General features: G+C 71.4%; 17 protein-coding genes. 4 read left to right on the plus strand and 13 right to left on the minus strand.

Annotated features, from left to right (window positions below):
* Nucleotides 1-115: 115 nt before the first annotated feature.
* On the minus strand, nucleotides 116-907 hold the full coding sequence (locus tag J3P44_RS10920; RefSeq protein WP_255890365.1) for a lysophospholipid acyltransferase family protein: 792 nt from the start codon (nucleotides 905-907) through the stop codon (nucleotides 116-118).
* Between the two features lie 88 nt (nucleotides 908-995).
* The gene (locus tag J3P44_RS10925; RefSeq protein WP_255890366.1) at nucleotides 996-2,210 is read right to left on the minus strand and encodes a pyridoxal phosphate-dependent aminotransferase; all 1,215 of its coding nucleotides are present in this window, start codon (nucleotides 2,208-2,210) and stop codon (nucleotides 996-998) included.
* A 42-nt stretch (nucleotides 2,211-2,252) separates the two neighbouring features.
* Between J3P44_RS10925 and J3P44_RS10930 the strand changes: the two genes are divergently transcribed.
* Nucleotides 2,253-2,897, plus strand: coding sequence for a GNAT family N-acetyltransferase (locus J3P44_RS10930; RefSeq protein ID WP_255890367.1), 645 nt, complete (start codon nucleotides 2,253-2,255; stop codon nucleotides 2,895-2,897).
* A gap of 46 nt (nucleotides 2,898-2,943) precedes the next feature.
* Here J3P44_RS10930 and trxA read toward each other — a convergent pair whose 3' ends face one another.
* Entirely contained in the window at nucleotides 2,944-3,285 is a 342-nt protein-coding gene (gene trxA / locus J3P44_RS10935; protein ID WP_372496558.1) for a thioredoxin, read from the minus strand.
* 122 nt (nucleotides 3,286-3,407) lie between these two features.
* Here trxA and J3P44_RS10940 point away from each other — a divergent pair, with 122 nt between their 5' ends.
* Both J3P44_RS10940 and J3P44_RS10945 read left to right on the plus strand, forming a co-directional pair.
* On the plus strand, nucleotides 3,408-3,848 hold the full coding sequence (locus tag J3P44_RS10940) for a MarR family winged helix-turn-helix transcriptional regulator (RefSeq protein WP_255890368.1): 441 nt from the start codon (nucleotides 3,408-3,410) through the stop codon (nucleotides 3,846-3,848).
* Nucleotides 3,845-4,483, plus strand: a complete 639-nt coding sequence (locus J3P44_RS10945) for a hypothetical protein (RefSeq protein ID WP_255890369.1) — start codon at nucleotides 3,845-3,847, stop codon at nucleotides 4,481-4,483. The genes J3P44_RS10940 and J3P44_RS10945 overlap by 4 nt, the downstream gene beginning before the upstream one ends.
* On the opposite strand, the gene trxB is transcribed toward J3P44_RS10945, so the two are convergent.
* The 6 genes from trxB to J3P44_RS25500 all read right to left on the minus strand — a co-directional run bounded on the left by trxB (nucleotide 4,452) and on the right by J3P44_RS25500 (nucleotide 13,043).
* Nucleotides 4,452-5,477, minus strand: coding sequence for a thioredoxin-disulfide reductase (gene trxB, locus J3P44_RS10950; protein WP_255890370.1), 1,026 nt, complete (start codon nucleotides 5,475-5,477; stop codon nucleotides 4,452-4,454). The two genes, J3P44_RS10945 and trxB, sit on opposite strands and share 32 nt — an antisense overlap.
* Before the next feature lie 100 nt (nucleotides 5,478-5,577).
* A complete protein-coding gene (locus tag J3P44_RS10955) occupies nucleotides 5,578-6,327 on the minus strand; it encodes a hypothetical protein (protein ID WP_255890371.1) in 750 nt (249 codons plus the stop codon).
* Between the two features lie 68 nt (nucleotides 6,328-6,395).
* On the minus strand, nucleotides 6,396-7,052 hold the full coding sequence (gene sigM, locus J3P44_RS10960) for an RNA polymerase sigma factor SigM (RefSeq protein WP_255890372.1): 657 nt from the start codon (nucleotides 7,050-7,052) through the stop codon (nucleotides 6,396-6,398).
* A 22-nt stretch (nucleotides 7,053-7,074) separates the two neighbouring features.
* Nucleotides 7,075-9,033, minus strand: a complete 1,959-nt coding sequence (locus tag J3P44_RS25045; RefSeq protein WP_305122276.1) for a protein kinase family protein — start codon at nucleotides 9,031-9,033, stop codon at nucleotides 7,075-7,077.
* 151 nt (nucleotides 9,034-9,184) lie between these two features.
* A complete protein-coding gene (gene murJ, locus J3P44_RS10975) occupies nucleotides 9,185-10,828 on the minus strand; it encodes a murein biosynthesis integral membrane protein MurJ (RefSeq protein ID WP_255890376.1) in 1,644 nt (547 codons plus the stop codon).
* Nucleotides 10,829-10,838: 10 nt separating this feature from the next.
* Nucleotides 10,839-13,043, minus strand: coding sequence for a DUF6049 family protein (locus J3P44_RS25500; RefSeq protein WP_255890377.1), 2,205 nt, complete (start codon nucleotides 13,041-13,043; stop codon nucleotides 10,839-10,841).
* A 68-nt stretch (nucleotides 13,044-13,111) separates the two neighbouring features.
* Between J3P44_RS25500 and J3P44_RS10985 the strand changes: the two genes are divergently transcribed.
* Nucleotides 13,112-14,560, plus strand: a complete 1,449-nt coding sequence (locus J3P44_RS10985) for a CCA tRNA nucleotidyltransferase (protein WP_255890378.1) — start codon at nucleotides 13,112-13,114, stop codon at nucleotides 14,558-14,560.
* 11 nt (nucleotides 14,561-14,571) lie between these two features.
* On the opposite strand, the gene J3P44_RS10990 is transcribed toward J3P44_RS10985, so the two are convergent.
* The 4 genes from J3P44_RS10990 to J3P44_RS11005 all read right to left on the minus strand — a co-directional run bounded on the left by J3P44_RS10990 (nucleotide 14,572) and on the right by J3P44_RS11005 (nucleotide 22,446).
* Nucleotides 14,572-15,615, minus strand: a complete 1,044-nt coding sequence (locus J3P44_RS10990; RefSeq protein ID WP_255890379.1) for a hypothetical protein — start codon at nucleotides 15,613-15,615, stop codon at nucleotides 14,572-14,574.
* Entirely contained in the window at nucleotides 15,612-17,303 is a 1,692-nt protein-coding gene (locus tag J3P44_RS10995; protein WP_255890380.1) for a YncE family protein, read from the minus strand. The genes J3P44_RS10990 and J3P44_RS10995 overlap by 4 nt, the downstream gene beginning before the upstream one ends.
* A gap of 145 nt (nucleotides 17,304-17,448) precedes the next feature.
* Entirely contained in the window at nucleotides 17,449-21,186 is a 3,738-nt protein-coding gene (locus tag J3P44_RS11000; RefSeq protein WP_255890381.1) for a PKD domain-containing protein, read from the minus strand.
* Nucleotides 21,187-21,360: 174 nt separating this feature from the next.
* On the minus strand, nucleotides 21,361-22,446 hold the full coding sequence (locus tag J3P44_RS11005) for an inositol-3-phosphate synthase (RefSeq protein ID WP_255890382.1): 1,086 nt from the start codon (nucleotides 22,444-22,446) through the stop codon (nucleotides 21,361-21,363).
* Nucleotides 22,447-22,483: the final 37 nt, after the last annotated feature.

Below are 22,483 nucleotides of genomic sequence, written 5' to 3' on the forward strand. Positions count from 1 at the left end.
CTGCGAGGTCGTACGAGCGCGTCGAAAATCCTTGGGAGTCGCCGACTGAACCGCGACCTGAGCGTGAACTCGCGACGATATGTCGACAAAGCGACAAGTTGACCTGTCGACAGGTCTACTTGTCTGCTTGTCTCCCTGTCCGCTTCTTCGCCCGCTTCTCGGCCCGCTTGCGCGCGCGCTCGCGCTTCTCGGCGGCGTCCAGCGCGGCGGCCTCCTCGAGAGTGGGGGCGGAGCCGCCCATCGAGGCGGGGACCCACCAGGACCCGGGAGGCTGCTCCTCGGCGGGGTACTCGGCGATCGACTCCGCCAGCATCTGCGACATCCGCGCCTTCAGCTCCGCCGTCTGCGCCACGGAGCTCTCGCCGGTCGGGTGCAGGGGCTCACCGACCCTGATCGAGATGGTCTTGCCGCGCGAGAAGTCGCGCGGGTGGTCCTTGGTCATCATCCGCTGGGTGCCCCACAGGATCACCGGAACGAGGGGTACGCCGGCCTCCGCCGCGATGCGTACGGCGCCGGTCTTGAACTCCTTGAGCTCCATGGCTCGCGAGATCGTCGCCTCCGGGAAGATGCCGACCGCCTCACCGGCGCGGAGGTGCTCGACGGCCGTGTGGAAGCTGGCCACACCCTCGCCGCGATCCACCTCGATGTGGTGGAGCGAGCGCATCAGCGGGCCTGCCCAACGGTGGTCGAAGATCTCCCGCTTCGCCATGAACCGGACCAGCCGACGCGAGGGGTGGGCGGCGAAGCCGCCGTAGACGAAGTCGACGTAGCTGATGTGGTTGAAGGCCAGCAGGACACCGCCTTCACGGGGAACGTGCTCGGTCCCGGTCATCTGGAAGCGTTGGCCCAGGGCCCTGAAGGCCGTCTTCGCAGTCACGATGATCGGCGGGTAGGTCACATCGCGCATGGGCCGAAGCCTAGGGCGCCCCGCACCCGGCCGCGAGCCATGGTGACCGGGGACTCACAGCGCGGACAGCGCCGCTGGGGCGCTCGGGTCACCGCCGGGTGGACAGGAAGTCCGCGATCCGGCCGATGGCCTCCTCCAGCACGCTCGCCTCGGGCAGCGTCACCAGGCGGAAGTGGTCGGGGGTGGGCCAGTTGAAGCCGGTGCCGTGGGTGACGAGGATCTTCTTGGCCCGCAGCAGCTCGAGGACGAACTCCTGGTCGTCCTCGATCGCATAGACGTCCGGGTCGAGCCGGGGGAAGCAGTAGAGCGCGCCGCGCGGCTTGACGTTGGAGACACCGGGGATCTCGTTGAGGAGGCGGTGGGCCAGCATCGACTGCTCGTAGAAGCGGCCGCCCGGCCCGATGAGCTCCTCGACCGACTGGTAGCCGCCCAGCGCGGTCTGGATCGCGTGCTGGGCGGGCACGTTGGCGCACATGCGCATGTTGGCGATCAGGGTGAGGCCCTCGAGGAAGTCGGTGGCGATCTCCTTCGGGCCGGAGATCATCACCCAGCCGGCGCGGTAGCCGCAGACGCGGTAGGCCTTGGACAGGCCCGAGAAGGTCAGGGTGAGCACGTCGTTGCCGCCGAAGGTGGCCGCGTGGTGGTGCTGGGCGTCCTCGAACAGGATCTTCTCGTAGATCTCGTCGGCCATCACCACGAGCTGGTGGCGGCGCGCGATGTCGACGAGGCCCTTGACCGTCTCCGGGCTGTAGACGGCGCCGGTGGGGTTGTTGGGGTTGATGATCACCAGGGCGTGGGTGTTCTCGGTGATCTTGGCCTCGATGTCGGCGAGGTCGGGGTTCCAGCCGTTGTCCTCGTCGCACCGGTAGTGCACCGGGAGGCCACCGGCCAGCGTCACGGCGCCGGTCCAGAGCGGGTAGTCGGGGGCTGGCACCAGGATCTCGTTGCCGTCGTCGACGAAGGCCTGCAGCACCATCGAGATGAGCTCGGAGACGCCGTTGCCGATGAAGACGTCCTCCACGCCGACGTCGCGCAGGCCGTGGGACTGGTAGTAGTGCATGACCGCGGTCCGGGCCGACCAGATGCCCTGCGAGTCGGCGTACCCGGTCGACTGCGGCAGGTGGTGCATCATGTCGGCCAGGATCTGCTCCGGAGCCTCGAAGCCGAAGGGCGCGGTGTTGCCGATGTTGAGCTTGAGGATGCGGTGTCCCTCTGCCTCGAGCCGCTGCGCCTCGACGAGGATCGGTCCGCGCACGTCGTAGCGGACACCTTGCAGCTTCTTGCTCTGTCGGATCGGGCGCACGGCTCATCCTCTCAGGCGCGGTACGCCGCTAGCATGAGGGTTGTGTCCCGCAAGACCGCCCGCCTGACGGTCGACCACCTCGCGGAGCTGCCCGACCAGGTGCGCTCGTGCCTCTTCTGGGAGCTCAGCCCGGTCGACCGTGCGCGGCTGGACGAGCAGGAACGCATCGCCGAGAAGGAGAACTGGCTCTCGAGCGTCCTGCGTGACTGGGGCTCGTGCGGGCGTGTCGTACGCGTCGACGGGCAGACCGTGGGCTTCATCGTCTACGCGCCGGCAGCACGCCTTCCCGGGGCGGCGACGCTGCCGACCGCGCCGACATCACCCGATGCCATCGTGGCCGCCACCGCCTGGATCGAGCCCAGCCATCGAGGGGGCGGGCTGGGACGGCTGCTGGTGCAGGCGATGGCTGCCGACCTGGTCCAGCGCGGACAGACCGCGATCGAGGCGTACGGCGACACCCGTGGCCGCACGCGCGGCTGCGTGCTGCCCGCGGAGTTCTTCGGCAGCGTCGGCTTCAAGACCCAGCGGGCCCACCCGACGACGCCGCGGATGCGGATGGAGCTGCGCACGGCGCTGAGCTGGAAGGACGAGGTCGAGCTCGCGCTGGAGCGGATGTGGGGAGCCGTACGCCCCGCGCACAAGGCGACCCGCCCGATCGGATCGGTGCGGGCCGCCTCGGGCGACTAGCGTCTGCGTTCGGTGGTTGAGGTGCGAGCGCAGCGAGCCTCGAAACTCAGATGAGGCCCTCGAGCTCGCGGAGCAGAGCGGCCTTGGGCTTGGCGCCCACGATGGACTTCACGACCTCGCCGCCCTGGTAGACGTTGATCGTCGGGATGCCGGTCACGCGGTAGGACGAGGGCGTCACCGGGTTCTCGTCGACGTTCATCTTGAGGAAGGTGATCTTGTCACCGTGCTCGGTGTTGAGCTCGTCGAGGATCGGGGCGACCTGGCGGCACGGACCGCACCACTCAGCCCAGAAGTCCACCAGGACGGGCTTGTCGGACTTGAGGACCTGCGCCTCGAACTCGGCGTCGGTCACGGCGGCGATGTTGGCCACGGAACTTGCCCCTTTCATGGGTGTCAGTCGTTGGTCGTTCGGGGGGATGTCCAGTCAACACCACCCCTCGGACAGATGTTCCCGACGCGACGGGACGCCCGAACTAGTGCATGACCTACATCGTGAAGTAGATTCACGACATGACCGACCGCACAGCCGTCCTCGACCGGGTGCTGCACCTCGCCACTCTCGTGCAGGCCGATCTCGGCCGCTTCGAGCGGGAGCACGGCCTCACCACCTCGCGCGTGCACCTGCTGTGGGTGCTCGGCGCGTCCGGCCCGTCGACCCAACAGTCGCTCGCGGCGGCGCTCGACGTCACGCCCCGCAACGTGACCGGGCTGGTCGACGGTCTCGTCGCCAGCGGTCACGTCACCCGACAACCCCATCCGGGCGACCGTCGCGCCACCCTGGTGACCCCGACCGAGCTCGGCACGCGCACCATCGACGACCTCGTGAGCTCGCACGCCGACCTGGCGCAGCAGCTGTTCGGTGACGTCCCCGACGACCGCCTCGCCGCCTTCGCCGAGGTGCTGGAGGAGACCACCCAGCGGTTCGCCCGCCTGATGGAGGAGGGCACATGAGGGACGGCGTACGCCGCGCGCTGAGGCTTGCCTGGGCCGCGCTGCGGCTGGAGCTCACGCTCTACCGGGCGCTGGTCCGCTGGATCGCCCGACATCCCGAGGTGCCGCGGGGGACCGTGCCGATCGGCTACTCCCGGCTCGTCGCACCCGTGCTCTGGTTGTGGATCTTCGGCTCCGCGGTCGAGGTGATCGTGCTCGACGTCGTGCTGAGCCGCTGGTGGGCACCGCTGCGCGTGCCGCTCCTCGTCCTCGGCGTGTGGGGCCTGATGTGGATGCTGGGGATGATGGCCGCCTACCGGGTGCGACCCCACCTGCTCGGCGAGCACGCGCTGCAGGTGCGCGACGGCATCCACGCCCGGGTCGACGTACCCCTGGAACGCATCGCCGGCACCAGGCGGGTCGAGCACGAGCTGCCGGGCATCCTCAGGTCCGTCCACGTCGAGGGGGAGGAGCCAGAGGCGCTGCTGCTCGTCGGCGTCGGCAGCCGCACCAACCTCGAGGTGGTGCTGACGGGTCCGACCCGGCTGGAGACGCCGCACGGCCCGACGACCGTGACCCGGGTGGGCCTGTGGGTCGACGAGCCGCGCGAGGTGGCCGAGCTGGTCAGGCGCCGGCTGTCTGCACCTCTTCAGTGACCGCAGCCAGGGTCGCGGCGGCGTCGCCGGCAGTCGAGGCATGGTGGTCGAGGACCGCGATGAAGCGCTCGGCGTCGAGGGCGGCGGCGCAACCGGTGCCGGCGGCGGTGATGGCCTGGCGGTAGTGGTGGTCGACCAGGTCCCCGGCCGCGAAGACTCCCGGGAGGTTGGTGGCGGTCGAGGGGTGGTGCACGAGCACGTAGCCGTCGTCGTCGAGGTCGACCTGGCCGGTGAGCAGCTCCGAGCGCGGGTCGTGGCCGATCGCGATGAAGAGCCCGGTGACGTCGAGCTGGCGCTCCGCGCCGGTCACGGTGTCACGCAGGGTGATCGACTCCAGCCGGTCGGCGCCGTTGATGGCGGCCACCTCGGAGTTCCACACCATCTCGAGCTTGGGGTCGGCGAAGGCGCGCTCCTGCATGATCTTGGACGCGCGCAGCTCGTCGCGGCGGTGGATCAGGTAGACCTTGGAGCCGAAGCGAGTGAGGAACGTGGCCTCCTCGATGGCGGAGTCGCCGCCGCCGACGACGGCGATGGCCTGCTCGCGGAAGAAGAACCCGTCGCAGGTGGCACACCACGAGACGCCGCGGCCGGAGAGCTCCTCCTCGCGGGGCAGGCCGAGCTTGCGGTAGCCCGAGCCGGTCGCGAGGATCACCGACCGCGCGGTGTAGGTGTCGGTGGCGGTCCTGACGACCTTGACGTCACCGGTGAGGTCGACCTCGACGACGTCGTCGGAGACCAGCTCGGCACCGAAGCGCTCGGCCTGGGCACGCATCTCGTCCATCAGCGCCGGGCCCATGATGCCGTCACGGAACCCGGGGAAGTTCTCCACCTCGGTCGTGTTCATCAGCGCACCGCCCGCGGTGACCGAGCCCTCGAAGACGAGGGGCTCGAGGGCGGCACGCGCCGCATAGACCGCAGCGGTGTAGCCCGAGGGCCCCGAGCCGATGATGATGACGTTGCGCGTCGCCGAGTCGGGGGCGGTGGTGTCGCTCATGTGGGTCAGTCACTCCTGCGGGGACGGGGCTGGATCAGATGTCTCGTACGACGTGCTCAACCGATCGTAGGCCAGCGTTCTTTCCGCGGGGCGCGGCCGGTCAGGGTGCGGGCAGCGTCAGCGTACGCACGGGCTCGGGGCTGCCGCAGACGTAGAGGTCGACCGGCTGGGCGGCACCGTCCGGGCGCCGGAAGACCACGATCCCGACCTGGCCGTCGACCTGCGCGACCACCTGGCGGCCGCGGCCGATCCCGCGGAGGTGGCAGCCGCTCAGCGCACCGGCGACCTCGGAGCGCTCGGACCCGTCCGCGGCGCTCGACCGCAGGTCCAGGAGGTCGTCGTCGAGGTCGGCGTCGGTGGAGGACAAGGTCGGGAGGCCGGCGGCCTGGGGAGCGGTTGTCGTGCTCTTCAAGGACTGGGGACCCTCCTCGGCGCCGCCGTTGTCGTACTGGCTGCCCGCGCCGCCGGAGTCGTCGGACTCGGCCAGGGAGCTGTCGCCCGCGGATGCGGAGTCGGCGGAGCCGCCGTCGCTGCCCTCCATGCGGGGGAGGCCCTGCCCGATGGCCACCCCGGCGACCACGACGGCCGCCGCGGCGAGCAGCCCGATCCCCACCGTGCGCCTGCGCCGGGTGCCGAGGTCGACGACCGGGGCGGAGGTCGCGCGGGGGGCCCTCTCGCGCTCGGAGACGGGCTCGGAGACGCGCTCGGAGACGCGTTCGGAGACGAGGGAGGCGAGGGCCTCGTCGAGGCGCGCGACGACTTCCGGGGGAGTGGATCCGTCGTGGCGGGCGTCGGCGAGCAGGCGTCGTACGGCGTCCTGCTCGGGCGTCAGGCCAGAGGGATCGGTCATCGGGTCACCTCCTCGGAATCGGGTCGGGGTGCGGATCGGGGTGCGGGGCGAAGCGCAGTGGCGGGGGGTCAGGGGCCGGGTGGGCCTCGAGGCCGCACGGTGGGTTGGACGGGACCGTCAGGGGGCGGGTTCCCGTGAGGCGGGTCACCGACCGGTCGGTGGAGGTCGATCAGGAGGGTCGCGAGCTTGGTCCGGCCCCGCGAGCACCGCGACTTCACGGTGCCCTCCGCGCAGCCCAGCATCTCGGCGACCTCCGCGACCGGGTAGCCCTCCATGTCGACGAGGACGAGCGCGGCACGCTGGTCGGCAGGGAGCGTGGCGAGCGCCTCCAGGACCCGACGTCGACGCTCGGCGTCCTCAGCCGCGACGTCGGGCTGGTCGGCGTGCGCCGCGGCGGCGACCAGGGTGCCGCGGTCCTCGACGTCGTCGGGCAGCGCCTCGAGGCGCCGGATCTTCGCGGCGCGGATGCGGTCGAGGCAGGCGTTGACGACGACGCGGTGCAGCCACGTGGTCACGGCGGCCTCGCCGCGGTAGGAGCCGGCCCGGCGGAACGCGGCGATCATGCCGTCCTGGAGGCCGTCGGCCGCGTCCTCCGGGTTGCCCATGGTGCGCAGGGCGACCGCCCACAGCCGGTCGCGGTGACGGGCGAAGAGCTCGCCGAACGCCTCCGTGTCGCCGTCGACGTGTGCCTGGAGCAGCTCCTGGTCGGAGCGTTGCTCACTCATGGGGGTGGTCATCGGACAGTGGTCATCCGAGCACCTGCACCTCGGAGATGGTGCCGCGGAACTCGTCGCCCACCTGCGGCAGCAGGGTCAACCAGACCGTGACGTAGCGACCGGAGACGGCCTCGTCGAGGCTGATCGTCAGCTCTCCCGTGCCGGACGTCGTGCCGACGGGAGTCAGCCCGGCGATGCCGGTGGGCGGCTCGGAGGTGACGTACGCCGCCAGCGCGGTCTCGCCCTCGGTGGTCACCACGACCTCGCGCACGCCCTTGGTGGCACCGAGGTCCACGACCAGGCCGACGCCGGTCTTGAGCCCGGCGGGACCGAAGTTCTGGAAGTAGTTGGAGGTGCTCCACGACGTGGCGGGGTCGCCGTCCAGGACGTTGGGGACATCGTCGGGGTTCTCCTCGCGCGGCTCGGAGCCCTGCGGGTCGAAGTCGTCGGCGGAGAGGTCAGTGAACGGGGTGGGTTCAGTCACGCTGGGGGTCGCCGAGGCGGTCGCGTCGTCGCCCGGGTCGGACGTGGGCGGCCTGAGGCCGAGCTGGTAGGCCGCCACCGCGGCCACCATCACCAGCACGCACACCCCGACGATCATCGCGAGGCGGATCCAGCTGCGTCCCGGCACCTGCTCGCCGGTGTCGTCGAGGCCGTCGCCCGTGCCCCAGCGGTCCCCGGTCCAGGCGCCGGATCCCCACGAGCCGGTGTCGCGGCCGATCGGGCGGACCCCGGAGTCCTGGCCGGAGTCACGGCCGGAGCCCTGGGAGACGTCCCAGGGCCAGTAGTCCGGGTCGGCCGAGGCCGCGCGGGCGCCGGGACGCGGACGTCGTACGGGCTCACCGGCAGGCGGGTCGGGCGCGAAGAGCGGCTTGGGCTCCGGCTCGTCCAGCGGCGGCGGGGGCGCCGGACGCTCTGCGCGTGCGCGCAGCCAGTCGACCTCGTCGTCGTCGTGGAAGACCGGCATGCCGGCCTGGGTGGGGAGGTCGGTGACGGGCGTCGGCTCGTGCGCCGCGACCGCGGGGTGCACCTCGGTGCTCCCGGGCTCAGCCTCCGGCGGGCCGGCCGGCTCGTCAGCCGGTGCGGCCGGAGGCTCACCCGAGGGCTCACCCGACGACTCGTCGGTCGCTTCGTCAGTGGGCCCGGTCGGCGGCATGGCGGCAACGGTCGTGGGGGAGGCGGGGGCTGAGGGAGGTGCTGGGAGCCGTGGTCCCTGCACCGGGACCTGGGTGCCGGTGTGGTCCCCGAGGTAGTCCTGGAGCAGGTCGCAGATGCGACGGGCGGTGAAGTCGGTGCTGCCCTCGCCGGGCGCCTGCTCCGGGTTGAGGACCTGGTCGCAGAGGGCGTCGAGCATGCGGGGGATGCCCGCGCGGACCCGTCGTGGGCGCAGCACCTCACCGTGGACCTCCGGTGCCGCTGGGAGCGCGGAGTCGGAGATGCCCGCCCACTTGCCGGTGAGCGCGCAGTAGAGGAGGCCGGCGAGGTCGATCTCGTCGACCGCGATCCGGCCCGGCGCCAACCCGTGGAGGGCGGCATCGACCCCGAAGCCGATGATGCGGACCTGGCCGTGCTGGTCGATCAGCACGTTCTCGGGCACCAGCCGACCGTGAGCGAGCCCGGCGGCGTGCGCCTCGGCGAGGCCGTCGGCCACCTCCGCGACGAGCCAGGCCGCGCGCCGCGGGGACAGCGGACCCTCGCGGGCGAGAAGGTTGTCGAGCGACTCGCCCTGGCCCCACTCGTTGACGACGTAGCAGCGCCCGTCGGCGACCTCCGCGTCGAGGACGCGGAGCATCCGCCGGTTGATGACCGGCCCGGCGCCGCGCGCGGCCTCGAGCAGCGGCTCGGCACGCTCGTCGTCGGCGGCGAGCACGTGCAGCGACACCGGCCGGCGCAGGACGAGGTCGTGGGCGCGCCAGAACCGGCCTGCACCGTTCTCGGCCAGCAGGTCGTCGAGCCGGTAGCGGCCGGCGAGCACGTCACCGGCCTGCATGGATCTCGGCATCCTCACCTCGCTCTCCACCTGTCCTGGCCCACTTTCGTCGCTCACCGTCATCGTAGGGAGTCCGACCCCCGAATCGCCGGTCCTTCGCCGGGTGCGCCCCGCCGTCCCGGAAGACGGCCCCGATCCGGGACTTCAGGGCTCAGCCGCGTCGCAGCCTCGCCGCGACGGTGTCGACCAGGGTCGTGACCTCGCGCACGTGGAGCAGGCGCGCGCCCGCCAGTGCGACGAGGCCGCCGGCCAGCCCGGCGAGCCCGCCGCGGAGGAGCGCGAGCAGGGGTCCCGGGCGCTCCCCGAGCCCGGACATGGACAGCTCGACGAGCCACGCTGCCGTGCCGGCGGCCAGGAGCACGAGCGCCATCCGGACCAGGAACCTGACCAGCTGGGGCACCTCGAGCCCGCCGACCGTGCGCTGCAGGACCACGAAGCTCACGACGGCACCCACGGCGTACGACGACAGGTAGGCCACGGCGAGCATCGGAGCCGTCTCCTCGGCCGGGCGGGAGGGGACGAGCGCCGTGGCCACGAGGACGTTGGTCAACGAGACGGCGAGCTGGATGAGGAAGACCAGCCGGGTCATCTCCATGGCGTAGAAGCCGCGAAGCATGAAGTAGTGGACAGTGAACACGGCCAGGGCGGGACCGAAGAGCGCCAGCGTCGGTGCGAACGCGGCGGCCGTGTCCTCCCCGCCGCCCCAGCCGAACGCGAACCCGGCGGCGTCGCCCGCGACGACCGGGAGGATCACGGCGAATGGCAGCACCAGCGCGAGCGACGTACGCAGGGTCGAGCCGACGGTCCGGCCCAGCTCCTCGAGCCGGTCCTCGTGGGCCATCGCGGAGAGGCGCGGCAGGATCGCCGTCGCCAGCGAGACCGTGACGATCGAGTGGGGCACCATCATGATGAGCAGGCTGCTGGAGTAGACGGTCAGACCCGTGCCGTCGGGGTCGCCCCCGGCCGTGCCGCCGGACGCGAGCCGGACCACGACGAGGTACGCCGCCTGCGTGACGACCACGAAGAGCAACGTCCAGACGCCCAGCGACAGGGTGTGCCTGAGCTCGGGGTCACGGAAGTCGAAGCGCGGCCGGTAGGTGAAGCCGGAGGCGCGGAGGTAGGGCAGCAGCACGAGGCACTGCGCGACGATGCCCAGGGTCGAGCCGAGGCCGAGCAACGTCTCCTGGGTCGTGTCGAGCGCGTCGAGACGGGCGGGGCCGTCGCCGACCGGCCCCCACACCAGGAGATAGGCCGCCAGCATCGCCATGGAGAGGATGTTGTTGGCGATCGGGGCCCACATCATCGGGCCGAACCGGCCGCGCGCGTTGAGCACCTGGCCGACCAGGACGTACATCCCGTAGAAGAACACCTGGGGCAGGCACCAGCGCGTCAGGTCCACGATCGACTCGAGGTGGGCGACGCGGTCAGGGTCGAGGAAGCGGCCATCGAGGTAGGCGCGCAGCAGGAGCGGCGCCAGGACGACCAGCAGCGCGGTCACTGCCCCGAGGAAGAGCGCCGAGAGCGTGATGACACGGCTGGCATAGGCGTCCCCACCGTCGGGGTCGTCCTTGATCCGGCGGACGAGCTGGGGGACGAGCACGGCGTTGAAGATCCCGCCCGCGAGCAGGATGTAGACCATGTTGGGCAGCGTGTTGGCGATCGTGAACAGGTCTGCACGCAGCACGCCCCCGAGAGCCGCGACCAGCAGCGCGCTCCGGACGAAGCCGGACGCCCGGGAGACGACAGTGCCGGCGGCCATCACGGCCGAGGAGGCCAGGATGCGCTGCTCGCTCATGCCCGTGCGCTCATGACCGCTCCGCGGCGACGTGCTCGTCCGGCGGCGGCTCCGCCTCCGTCCGCTGGGCGGCGGCGAGCTCCGCGCGCCGACTGCGGATCTGGCCCGGCAGCCGGTAGCCGATCATCCCGAAGAGGACCAGAGCGCCGAGGGCCATCGCGATCCAGATCAGGGCGCTGACGCGGGCCGCGCGGATGGGGAGCTCGTCGGCTGAGCCGAGGGGGACACCGTCGACGCTGGTCACGGTCAGGCGGACGTGGTGGACACGCGGCTGGGTCGTGGAGGCGTCGTAGCGCAGCACGCTGCGGGCGAGGGGACCGAGCTCGCGGACTCCGCCGCCCGTCAGCGTCAGGTCACCGTCGGTGGTCGCCTGGACGCGCACGGTGACCGGTTGGTCGAGGCCGTTGACCAGCGTCGCGCCCAGCTTGCCGGAGTCACTGGACAGCGTCACCGAGGTGGGTGCCTCGATCTCGATCTTTCCCAGCTCGTCGCGCAGCGCATCCTCGACGCGCGCCGACGCGCGCTCCGCGAGGCGCGGCCGCGGTCGGTGCTGCTCGGACAGGGTGACCAGCACCTCGTCGCGGACCTGGCCCATGATCGTGGTCTGGAGGGTGAGGACCTCCTCGACCAGGGCCGCCGTGTCGGTGGCACGGGTGGCGGCGGCGAAGTTGCGAGCATCGAGCTCCTCGGCCAGGTCGGAGTCGGTGTAGGCGAGGAGCGAGGCGGGGACGCCGCTCGCCCAGCGGTCCGCGACGTCCGCGACCGGGACGATGTCGAGCCAGGACCGCTCGAGCTCGGTGAAGAACGATGCCGCGTCCTCGCCGCGCCACACCGTCGGCAGGGTGACGACGAGGGGGGCCTTGTCCCGGTTGGCCAGGCGAAGGGCTGCCTCGCTGAGGAGCCGCTGCCGCAGGGCGAGCGGGTCGTTGGCCGCCGTGGGTCCCGGGCCGCCGGCCTCGGCGCCGGTGCTCGTGACCACGACCTCGTGACCGAGGAGCTTGACGACCGAGGTGGGACTGCTCGGCGGGATCGCGAACGCGTTGTCCCCGAGCAGGATCGTCGTGCCACCGGGGATGGCGGCGATCGCCTCGGGGCTCAGCACGTCGTTGCTTGGCGCGACGGTGGGCCGCGACGGGAGGCCGAGCCCGGCCATCACCTCAGCGGCCCGCGCCAGCGCCTGGTCGACACGCGTGCGGTCGTTGCGGACAGCGGCCGACAGGTCGAGGTCACCGTAGGGAAGGGTCAGGACCGGGTTGGTGCCCACGAGCAGCTTGAACCTGGCGAGCCAGGCGGACGCCGCCGCAGCGAGGGCTGCGTCCTCCTCGTTCGGCGGGTCCGTGGTCTGCGGTGCCGTCGGGGTCAGCGTCTCCGCCGGGTCGCTCGCGGTCTCGCCGTCGGTCGGTGTCTCGGTCGGAGTCGGCTCCTCGCCGGCCACGGTGGACTCAGGAGCGAGGCTGCGCGGCACGTTGCCCGCCGCCAGACGGGCGAGCGCCAGCAGGACGGCAGGGTCGACCAGCCAGCTGTAGGGCGTGGAGCCAGCCGAGTCCGCCATGTCGAGCGCTCCGTCGAGACTGCCGCCATCGGCGAGTCGTCGCGCCCACCGCTCGGTGCCGCCGACCCGTCCGTCGGCGTCGAACCACACCCGGTTGCGCACCGGCAGGATGACGGCGGCCTCCTGCGCGCGGTTGGTGCTCGGGCGGGCGGGGATGAAGGTGCGGGCGCGTCCGTCGGCGACGATGTCACGCGGGACTGAGCTGTCTCCGAGCGCGTGGATCCCGATCCAGTAGACGCCGTCCTGGTCCGGGATGCCCAGCAGCTCGACCGGGACGGAGTCGGAGAACGGCGCGGTCTCGCCGGGCACGAGCACGTCGACGGTGTCGAACGTCCCGGGCACGGTCACCCGCGGACCGACGTCGGCGTTCGGGTCGATCGTGGCTGACTGCGAGAGCAGGATCGAGTCGAGGATCGGGGTCTGTGAGGAGAAGGCGTGCAGGTTGACCCGGGTGAACGTCTCGTCGCTGGTGTTGGTGACCGTGCCGCTGATCTCGACCTCGCCGCGCCCTGGCAGGACGGGGCTGATCGCGTCGATGTGCACCAGCAGCGGGTCGGGCTCCTCCGCGGGAGCGGCAACTGCGGGCGCCAGTGCGGCGCCACAGACGAACCCGATCGTCAGGAGCCCCGCCAGGGCAGCGCGGAGCACGGACGGGCGGGGCACGGCCCGACTCTAGATGACGCAGTCCCAGATGCCGGTGGGGCACGGGCCCGCACGTAGAATGGCCTGTCGTGTCCGACGCCGCCCTGCCCCCGCTCACGATCGTCGAGATCCAGCGCCGCGTCGGGGCGGAGCTGGACCGCATCGGCTCGGTCATCGACGAGCTCGGCGCGCTCTTCGCCCAGGCCGGCGAGGAGCTGGCCCTGGTGGGCGGCCCGGTCCGCGACGCGATGATCGGTCGGCTGCAGAACGACCTCGACTTCGCCACCTCCGCCCGGCCCGAGGCGACCGAGCGCCTGGTCTCCGGCTGGGCCGACGCGGTCTGGGACATGGGTCGGGACTTCGGCACCATCGGTTGCCGCAAGGGCCCGTGGCAGGTGGAGATCACCACCTACCGCTCGGAGACCTACGACCCCACGTCACGCAAGCCCGACGTGGACTTCGGCGACAGCCTCGCCGGCGACCTTGGACGACGCGACTTCACGATCAACGCCATGGCGGTCGGGGTGCCGGGCCGGGAGTTCGTCGACCTCTTCGGCGGCATCGTCGACCTGGCCGAGCGGGTCCTGCGCACACCCGGCAAGCCCGAGGACTCCTTCTCGGACGACCCGCTGCGGATGATGCGCGCGGCCAGGTTCGCCGCTCAGCTCGGCTTCTCGGTGGCTCCCGACGTGGTCGAGGCGATGACCGAGATGGCCGGGCGGATCGAGATCATCTCGGCCGAACGGATCCGCGACGAGCTGGTCAAGCTGGTCTGCGCGCCCCATCCCCGGCTCGGCCTGACGCTGCTGGTCGAGACCGGCCTGGCGGACCACGTCCTCCCCGAGCTGCCTGCCCTCGCGCTCGAGCGCGACGAGCACCACCGCCACAAGGACGTCTACGAGCACACCCTCACGGTGCTCGAGCAGTCGATCGACCTCGAGCACCGGCTCGGGGGAGGACCGGACTTCGTCTCCCGCTTCGCCGCGCTGATGCACGACGTCGGCAAGCCCAAGACGCGGCGCTTCGAGGAGGGCGGGATCGTGACGTTCCACCACCACGACGTGGTGGGCGCCAAGCTGACCCGCAAGCGGATGCAGGCGCTGCGCTTCTCCAAGGCCGAGATCGACGCGGTGGCCACGCTGGTCGAGCTGCACCTGCGCTTCCACGGCTACGGCTCGGGCGAGTGGACCGACAGCGCCGTACGCCGCTACGTCCGCGACGCGGGCGACCAGCTCGAGCGGCTGCACATCCTCACCCGCGCCGACTGCACCACCCGCAACCAGCGCAAGGCCGACCGGCTGCGCCGCACGTACGACTCGCTCGAGGAGCGGATCGCGCGCCTCTCCGAGCAGGAGGAGCTTGCCTCGATCCGGCCCGACCTCGACGGCAACCAGATCATGGAGATCCTCGGCGTCGGACCCGGCCGCGACGTGGGGGCGGCGTACAAGTTCCTGCTCGAGCTGCGGATGGACGAGGGGCCACAGACGCCCGACGAGGCCGAGGCCGCGCTGCGGGCGTGGTGGGCCGAGCGCTCCTGAGCCGTTCAGGCTCAGCTCGGCTCGAGGGAGCGCTCGCGCGGGACGCCGAAGGGCCGGTCGACCGGCAGGTTCACCCCGGCCTCGGTGCCGGGGAGCACGGTGCACTCGCCGGACGGCACCCCGCAGGTCAGCAGCGCGGGCACGGTCCAGGACTCGTCGCGGCCGTCCTGCGAGGGGGTGATCGCGACGGCCGTGTCGTCGTCCAGCCAACCGCCGACGACCCACTCCTCGAGTCGGGGGCCGTCGGGCGTGGCCGTGCTAACCGGCACGGAGGTGGTGACACGCTCGCCCCCGGCCGACTCCAGCACCGTCACGGGCTCGGAGAAGTCCTGGGCGAGGATGCTCCACGACCGGGCGGCGTTCCACAGGGGCGCCGGGGGGTGGAGCGTGCGGAACCACTCCTGCTCGACGAGGTCGGTGCCCGACAGGTCGAACGACTCCACCTCGCCGGTCGACAGGTCGTGGGCGAGCACCTCGCCCAGGCCCCGGACGTACGCCGTGTCCCCGACGATGCCGAGCATCGTGACCGGGGCGTCCTCGTAGAGGTCGGTCCAGTCGATGTCGCCGGTGTCGTCGGGGACCAGGCCCTCGTCGCTGCGGACGACCTCCTCGCCGCTCGACAGGTCGACGACCACGGCCTCGGCGGCCCCGGCGCCGCCGTCGACCCGGTCGACGAAGGCGAGCCAGCGGCCGTCGGGCGTGGTCGTCAGGCTGCCGATCCCCGGGTGGGCACCGGTCCCCTCGACGCCGTCGGGTGTGGCCAGCCTGAGCTCGGGCAGACCGTTCTGCTCGAGATCGCCCGGCTCTGCCGAGGCGAACCAGACACCCGGCCCGGCCACGACGTAGGCGCCGGCCAGGTCGCCGGTGTCGATGGTGGTGCCGTCGGGCAGGTGGACCTCGCTGCCGGAGGCCCAGACGAGGCCGTCTGCGTCGACCGGCGTCTCGGTGGTCGGCCAGGAGTCCACACCCCCGGCACCCGGGTCGTCGTCGGTGCAGCCGGCGAGCAGGACCAGGCACGCCAGTCCGGTAAGGGCAGCGCCACGTCGTCGGCTCATGACACGAATCGTTGCAGCCAGCCGAAGAGACCGTCGCTGCGCGAATCGGCCTCCTCGTAGTCGTTGGCCGCCGCGATCAGGCCCGTGGCGGTCACCTCGGAGGAGATCCGGGACTCGCCGATCCACGTGGCCGTGGTCTCGAGGTGCGTGTCGGCGGTGGACACGAGTGCCGAGGCGGACGGCACCGTGCCCAGGCTGGAGGGCGGCAGGTTGAGCCGCGCGACGCGTCTCTCGGCCTTGTCGAGGCCCCGCTCCGCCTCGACGAACCAGCCACTCGCCGCTTGGAGGGACGCCGGGACGACCTGCACCTGTCCCGAGAGGCCGAGGTCGTCGTAGGGGGTGATCGTCATGAACATCGACGACCACAGCTCCGAGGGGTGGTTGCCGTTGGGGTCGACGTAGGCGGACGAGCCCGACTCGTAGGTGGTCAGGATGCCGTCCGGCCCCAGCACGACGCCCTCCGACATGTTGGGCAGGGCGACGGTCCGCAGCGGGTTGGGCAGGCTGCCCCCGCCCGTCACGTCACCGAGGTCGTAGCTCTGCAGGGTGCTGCCGTGCTCGCGGCCGCGCGAGGTGCTGAAGACGATCTCGTTGCCACGGACCGCGATGCCCTGCACCTGCGGGGGCGTCGGGAACGGGCCCTGCTCGCCGGTCCACTGCTTCGTCGCCGGGTCCCACGTGTAGGTGTACATCACGCCCTCCCCGGACTCGTCGTGCGAGGCGACGTACATCGTGTCGCCGCTCACCGTGGTCGCGGCGCTCGCCCCGACCGTCGTGGGGCTGTCGCTCGGGTGCACGATGCTGGTCGGGGACGCGTGGGTGAGGTCGGAGAGGGAGTACGGCACGACCTGCGTGGGGTCGGAGCTGGAGGCGACCCACACGGTGCCGTCGTGGACGAACACGCCGCCGGCGTGGTCGGGTGGAGCGCCGCGGCCGCCGCCGAGCTCGACTGTGTTGACCAGCTCGCCGGTGTCGGCGTCGATGATGCTGAGCTGGGAGAGGTAGGTCGTCTCGCCGGTGACCGGGTCGACGACCTCCTCGTAGCTGGTCTGGAGGAGGTGGCCGGTCGCGGGGTCGTAGCCGAGGCCCTGCGGGGTCCACGCGCGGTCGTCCTGACCGCCGGCCAGCGTCTCCGGGATGACCGGTCCCGGCATCGTGCCGTCGTCGAGGTCGCGGAGCATCGACCTGACCAGCCCGAGCTCGAGCCAGTCCTGCTCCCCGGTGGTGAACGGGTCGGTGTGCAGGAAGTCGCGGGCGGCGTCGAGGGTGTCGGAGTACGTGCTGCGCACGACGAGCAGGTTGTTGGTCGCGCGGTAGACCAGGAGGAACATCGTGAGGGCGTCCGTGGCGTAGGGCTTGGCCCGGCGGTACGCACCGATCTCGTCGTCCGCCTGCCGCTCCATCACCTCGTAGCCGTCGGCGGCCATCTCGACGGCGAGCCTGGCCCGGTTGAGCCGGTTGAGGCACACCTCGGCCGAGGCCCGGGTGGCCCACGCACGCATGTTGTAGGAGCGGCGCGCCTCGTCGCTGTCCCACTCCGGACGGTCCTGCGCGTAGCGGATCAGCTCGATGCTCTCGCGCACCTGGGACATCGCATCGCCGACGTCGGCGCCGACGGACCGGATCGTTGCCGAGCGCCCCGACGTCATCTCGGCGTACACGGCCTCCGGGCCGGTGCCCACCCCCACGGCTGTCTCCTTCTCCTTCGCAGTGCCCGCACATGGGCACGTGAGGAAGGTGCCACAGATCGGAGCAGTCCAAACCTCTGTGAGCCACCCTGACGCTCATGGGTGGGTACGAGCACGGACCCGGCGTTACCGCAGCGGGGGCGGGTCAGTCGACGGTGCGGAAGCCCTCGACGAACGCGGTGCCCCGCCTCACCACGACCCGCAGCCGGTGGGGCCGACCCTCACCGAGGCCGCTGATGACGGCGTAGCGGTCGAGGCGCGGACGGGACCTCCTGCCCGCGAAGGAGATCGCGCCGACCCGTTCACCGTCGATGAACAGGACGGCCTTGCCCCCTCGCCTCGCGCGACCGAACACGATTCCGACCGAGTCGCCCCGGAAGCCCAGGCGGAGGACGTCGCGGCCGGGTCGCGTGCCGCGGTTGTCGCAGTACGAGCCGCCGGGCGCGCGGCCCTTCACGACGCGCCAGCTGCCGAGGTGGCCCACCGAGCGCCCTTGGCAGGGGTGGCTCCGGGGGAGGTCGGCCGGTGGCACCGAGGTCGTGGTCACGGTGGGCTCACCGCCCTGGCCGGGAGTTCCCGTGTTCCCAGGAGTGCCGGGGTTGCCCGGGGTGGGCGGCGTCGTGGTGCCGGCCTCCGTGATGGTGATGCGCACCGTCGCGGTGTCGGTGAGGCCGCCGGCGTCGGAGACGGTCACCGTGGCGTCGTACGTCCCGGGCTGGCCGAAGACATGGTCGACCTCCGCACCTTCGGCGTCCTTGGTGGGACCGCCGTTGTCGAAGTCCCACGACCAGGTGAGGCTGCCCGGCGACTCGGCGTCGGTGCTGCCCGAGGCGTCCAGGCGCACCGTGGTTCCCGGTGCCCCGGTCGTCGGGGTGGCCGTGGCCGTCGCCTCGGGCGCGGTGTTGGCGGGCGGCACCGGTTCGTCGTCGTAGCCGTAGTCGTAGGTGCCGCAGCCCTCACCGATGGTGAAGGCGACGTCCCCGGTCAGGTCGCCGTCGGCCTCCTGCGGGCCCTCGCCCGCGACGGTCCCGTCGCCGTTGCCGCTCATGTCCAGCACGTCGAAGGCCAGGCAGTCCCAGCGGAACTCCCAGTTGCCCGACGCGCTGCTGGGGTCCGCGTAGTTGTCGGTCCAGCCGTCACCGCCGTCGGAGAAGGAGGAGTCACCCTCGACGTCGGTCCAGGCCGCGTCGGAGAGGTCTGGGGTGTTGCTCCCGGGCTCGGGCTGGCTGTCGAGCGGCGACTGCGCCGGGGGGTCGTCGGTCCCGGCGTTGCCGTAGCCATGGGCCTCGTCGGTGTAGGCGGTGTAGAAGCCCGAGGCGAAGGCGATCGGCTCCCGGTCGATCTGACCGTTGCCGTCGAGGTCGAAGCCGGAGCGGTCGCGCATCTCCAGGTAGTAGGCGTGGTCGGAGGGTCCCTCCGCGCCGGCCGCGACGTACTGCCAGCCCTGCGTGCACTGCCCGCCGGGGCCGTCGGCCCGGCAGCCACCGTTGAAGATGCGTGGGTCCTCCGGAGCGCCGCTCGTCTCGAAGTCCGTCCCGTAGATGACCCGCTTGCTGCCGTCGGGCAGCGTTGCCGTGATCGTGAGGTCGTCGATGAACCAGCCGGGTCGGGCCAGGCCCGGGTCCGTCGCATAGCTGAACCGCAGCACGGGGCTGGCGGCACCCACGAGCTCCGAGACGTCGTAGCTGTCGGCGAGGAAGACCATGTCCGGGGTGTTGCCGGCCTTGCGGTCGACGGCCTCCGAGCCGGCCTCGTAGGAGCCGGACGTCCCCGTGATGCCGTTGTCGAAGTGCTGCTGGCACGCGTTCTGGTTGGGGTTGCCGGCCAGGACGTCGGTGTTGGACGTGGTGAAGCCGTTCTCCGACGGGTTGGACGTGTAGCTCTTGCCGCCATCGGTGGAGGTGAGCACGAAGCCGTAGTCGTAGTCCCACTCGATGTCCCACATCGACTTGAAGTCCGCGGTGAGGGTCGTGCCCGCAGGGAGCGACGCGACCTCGGGCACGGCGACGTCGATGTTGTGGCCCTTGCCCGGATCCTTGGCGCAGCCGTAGTCGTTGCCCGAGCGCGACCACCACGTGTGCGACGCGGTTGCCGTGTCGCCGGTGTCGAACTTGGCGGGGTCGAGGAGCACGCGGCCCGGCAGCTTGGCGACGTACATCTGGGAGTTCTGCACCCGGCCCACACCGTCCTGGCCCTCGGTGAGGGTGTACGGCTCACCGCCCGGTGTCTGCCACGTGATGGTGTCGGTGTCCTGCTTGGAGTCGGGGATGTCGGTCTCGGTGCGCGAGGAGTCGAGCACCTCGGGCACCACCCAGCCCAGCTCCTGGCGGCCGAAGGCGTCGATGTGGTGCGACTTGTCGGTCGCCATCAGGTTCCAGTCGCCGTAGGTCTCCCGGCTGCCGGTGGAGTAGAAGTCCGGCAGGCCGAGGGAGTGGCCGTACTCGTGGGAGATGACGCTGGCCGCGTCGATCGCCGTCTCGGGGTTGACGTTGTAGGGGCCGACCCGGACGAGGACCTTGAGCGCGTCGCCCTTGTCGGTCGTCGTCATCGTGGAATAGCTGGTGTCGGTGTACCAGAGGGGACGGCCTTCGAGGTCCTTGAGCTGGTCGTCGGTCGTGAAGCCGGGCAGACCGGTGGCGGGGTCGGAGTAGTAGAACTCCAGGCTCGAGGAGTGCGGCCACACGTTGTCGTAGGGCGCGACGCCGTACTCCTGCGGGCATCCCGCGACGGAGAGCTGCGAGGAGCCGTTGCCGCCGCAGCCGGCGAACACGGCCATGAAGAAGTCGACGACGCCGTCCTTGTCGGTGTCGTAGTCGGAGTAGTCGATCTCCGGGTCGGCGATCGCCGCGGCGTCGTGGACGAGCTTGCCCGCGGGGCCGCAGCCGGAGTCGATCGCCTGCAGCGCGCCGACGCCGGCGACGGCGCCGGTCAGGGCCGAGCCGTTGGCGTCCGCACCGTAGTAGGCGGTGTTGCCGGGCAGCTGGTAGACGCCCTGCTGGATGCGCTCGGGGTAGAGCGGGGTCCCCTGAACCGGGACCGGGCTGTCGGCGACGGTGGCGCCGCCGGTGCACGTGCCGCCCACCTGCGCCTTGCTGAAGGGGAACCCGGGCCCGTAGGTGAAGTCCGCTGTCGCCTTGCCGGTGGAGGGCACCGTGCCCTCGGGGTAGAGCTGGCCCAGGCTCATCTCCTGGAACAGGTTGAACGTGGAGCCCTCGTAGCCCGGGTCGTTGATGACCTGGTCGAGGGTGCTGTCGTGCGCGATGTAGTCGCGGTCGGTGTAGGCCACCGGGACCACCGGGAAGGGACGGTCGCCGTAGCGGGCGGTGTCGAACTCCGAGCCCGGCGGGATGACCTTGGGGCCGTGGCTGGTCAGGGTGGTCGTGGCGCCGCCGACGCTCACGTCGGCGGTGCTGGACAGGTCACGCCACACGACGCTCGGGAGCTCGGCGAGATCGGCGGCGCGGCTCTCGAGCACGAGCGTACGGCTCGCGCCGGGGGCGAGGAGGCCCACGGACCAGGTGTGGCTCGACGCGCCGACGGTGGTCGTCCCCGCCTTGAGGATGGTGCTTCCCTCGGGAGCGGTGATGGCCACGGTGGCGTCCGCCACTGGCAGGGCCGAGGTGTTGCGGACGATGATCCGCGACGGGTAGGTCTCGCCAGGCTTGACCCAGCCGACAGCGGAGACGAACGAGTTCTCCACCTCGAGCCCGCCGATCGCTCCTTGGGAGACGACGGTCGGGGACGCGGTAGCGGCACTGGTGGCGCCTGCTGCCTGGGCGGTGCCGGTGGTGGCGACCGTGGTGACGGTCAGCAAACCGGTGAGGAGGGTGGTGGCGGCTGTGAACGCGGGGATGGTGGCCGCGAGCCGACGGGATCGGGACATCGGGTTCCTCGGTGACGGGGACGCGTTCGGGCGCGCGTCGGTGACCTGAGAACGAGTCCTCGGTGAGCGGGGTTACGCAGCAGCCGCAACGGCAGCGGCCCCGCATGTCCGGGACGTGGACCTGCGGGGCCGCTGGGAGGGCCGTGGGACGCGGGCGTCACACGCCCGCGACCGTCACTCCCCGCGGATGAACTTCTCCAGCTCCGCGCGACCGAGGTCGTCGGCCATCTGCACGGGCGGGGACTTCATCAGGTAGGCCGAGGCACCCAGGATCGGACCGCCGATGCCGCGGTCCTTGGCGATCTTGGCGGCCCGGACCGCGTCGATGATGATGCCGGCCGAGTTGGGGGAGTCCCAGACCTCGAGCTTGTACTCCAGGTTGAGCGGGGCGTCACCGAAAGCGCGGCCCTCGAGGCGGACGTAGGCCCACTTGCGGTCGTCGAGCCACGCGACGTAGTCGGACGGGCCGATGTGCACGTTGCGGTCGTTGGCACCGGCGCCGGCCAGCGTGCCGACCAGGTTCGACGTGACGGCCTGGGTCTTGGAGACCTTCTTGGACTCCAAGCGCTCGCGCTCGAGCATGTTCTTGAAGTCCATGTTGCCGCCGACGTTGAGCTGGTAGGTGCGGTCGAGCACGACACCGCGGTCCTCGAACAGCTTCGCCATCACGCGGTGGGTGATGGTGGCCCCGACCTGGCTCTTGATGTCGTCGCCGACGATCGGGACGCCCGCGTCCTCGAACTTCTTGGCCCACACGGGGTCGGAGGCGATGAAAACGGGGAGGGCGTTGACGAAGGCCACGCCGGCGTCGATCGCGCACTGGGCGTAGAACTTGTCGGCCTCCTCGGAGCCCACCGGGAGGTAGGAGACGAGCACGTCGACCTCGGCGTCCTTGAGCGCCTGCACGACGTCGACCGGCTCGGCGCCGGACTCCTCGATGGTCTCGCGGTAGTACTTGCCGAGGCCGTCCATCGTCGGGCCGCGCTTGACCTCGACACCCAGGGTCGGGACGTCGCAGATCTTGATGGTGTTGTTCTCGGAGGCGTTGATGGCCTCGGAGAGGTCCTTGCCCACCTTCTTGTCGTCGACGTCGAAGGCGACGGCGAACTCCACGTCCTTGACGTGGTAGTCACCGAAGACGACGTGCATGAGCCCCGGGACGCTGCCGGTCGGGTCCGCGTCCTTGTAGTACTCAACGCCCTGGATCAGGGAGGTGGCGCAGTTGCCGACTCCCACGATTCCTACTCGTACGGAACCCATGGGGCTCTCCTTCTCTCTGCGGTCGTGCTGGCTGGTT

Origin of the sequence: Nocardioides astragali (assembly GCF_024436375.1) — a bacterium.
In the GTDB taxonomy this organism is placed as follows: domain Bacteria; phylum Actinomycetota; class Actinomycetes; order Propionibacteriales; family Nocardioidaceae; genus Nocardioides; species Nocardioides astragali.

Coding starts and splice junctions, on each gene's coding strand:
- J3P44_RS10920 (WP_255890365.1), bottom strand. CDS start 907: ATGCGCGATGTGACCTACCCGCCGATCATCGTGACTGCGAAGACGGCC.
- trxA (WP_372496558.1), bottom strand. CDS start 3,285: ATGAAAGGGGCAAGTTCCGTGGCCAACATCGCCGCCGTGACCGACGCC.
- J3P44_RS10940 (WP_255890368.1), top strand. CDS start 3,408: ATGACCGACCGCACAGCCGTCCTCGACCGGGTGCTGCACCTCGCCACT.
- J3P44_RS10945 (WP_255890369.1), top strand. CDS start 3,845: ATGAGGGACGGCGTACGCCGCGCGCTGAGGCTTGCCTGGGCCGCGCTG.
- trxB (WP_255890370.1), bottom strand. CDS start 5,477: ATGAGCGACACCACCGCCCCCGACTCGGCGACGCGCAACGTCATCATC.
- J3P44_RS10955 (WP_255890371.1), bottom strand. CDS start 6,327: ATGACCGATCCCTCTGGCCTGACGCCCGAGCAGGACGCCGTACGACGC.
- sigM (WP_255890372.1), bottom strand. CDS start 7,052: ATGAGTGAGCAACGCTCCGACCAGGAGCTGCTCCAGGCACACGTCGAC.
- J3P44_RS25045 (WP_305122276.1), bottom strand. CDS start 9,033: ATGCAGGCCGGTGACGTGCTCGCCGGCCGCTACCGGCTCGACGACCTG.
- murJ (WP_255890376.1), bottom strand. CDS start 10,828: ATGAGCGAGCAGCGCATCCTGGCCTCCTCGGCCGTGATGGCCGCCGGC.
- J3P44_RS10990 (WP_255890379.1), bottom strand. CDS start 15,615: ATGAGCCGACGACGTGGCGCTGCCCTTACCGGACTGGCGTGCCTGGTC.
- J3P44_RS11000 (WP_255890381.1), bottom strand. CDS start 21,186: ATGTCCCGATCCCGTCGGCTCGCGGCCACCATCCCCGCGTTCACAGCC.
- J3P44_RS11005 (WP_255890382.1), bottom strand. CDS start 22,446: ATGGGTTCCGTACGAGTAGGAATCGTGGGAGTCGGCAACTGCGCCACC.